Genomic DNA, 954 nt, shown 5'->3' on the forward strand with positions numbered 1-954 from the left:
GGCCAACCAGTGGCGGGGGCCTGAACGCCCAGATCCTGGGCCAGGCGGCGCAGCGACAGCCCGTCCAGGCCGACCTCGTTGAGGAGCTTCAGCGCGACGTCCACCACGAGCGTGCGATCCAGTTTCATGTTGACATGTTAACACTGTTCCCTCAATGATTAACGGTGTTAGCGCATCCGATAACACCGTTAATGGAGTCCGCATGCCCCACCGCCGATGGCTCGCCCTGCTGGTGATCCTGGCCGCCGACGTCATGGATCTGCTCGACGGGTCGGTCCTGAACGTGGCCCTGCCGGCCATCCGCGCTGACCTCGGCGCGGGCAACACCGCACTGCAGTGGATCTCCGCCGGGTACACGCTGGCGTTCGCCGTCGTCCTGATCACCGGCGCCAGGCTCGGCGACATCCACCGCCGCAAACGGATCTTCCAGATCGGCCTGGCCGCCTTCGTGGTCGCCTCGCTGCTGTGCGCGCTCGCGCCGTCGGCCGGCGCGCTGGTGGCCACCCGCCTCCTGCAGGGGGCCGCGGCCGCAATCATGATGCCCCAGGTGCTCGGCATCATCAGGACCTCCTTCCCGCCCAAGGAGATGGCCGCCGCCTTCGGCCTGGTCGGCCCGATCATGGGCCTGACCGCTGCCCTCGGCCCTGCGGTCGGCGGCATCCTCGTCGACGCCGACCTGTTCGGCACCGGCTGGCGCGCGGTCTTCCTGGTCAACCTGCCGATCGGCCTGATCGCCCTGGCCTGCACCTCACGCCTGGTCCGCGAGTCCCGCGCCCCGCATCCCGTACGCCTGGACCTGGTCGGGATGCTCTTGCTCTCGGTGGCCGTGGCGCTGGTCTTCCACCCCTTGGTCCAGGGGACGGACTTCGTCCGGATGGCTGCCGCCCTGCCCGTCCTGGGGCTGTTCATCGCCCATCAGCGTCGGGGGGAGGGCTCACCGCTGCTCGAGCTCAC

General features: G+C 69.3%; 1 protein-coding gene. It reads left to right on the top strand.

The features are described 5' to 3' along the window. Positions 1-202 precede the first annotated feature (202 nt). Positions 203-954: MFS transporter (locus tag ABD323_RS41780; protein ID WP_344447302.1), on the top strand; the 752-nt coding region annotated here is incomplete at its 3' end.

The organism is Kitasatospora nipponensis, assembly GCF_039528135.1.
GTDB lineage: Bacteria > Actinomycetota > Actinomycetes > Streptomycetales > Streptomycetaceae > Kitasatospora > Kitasatospora nipponensis.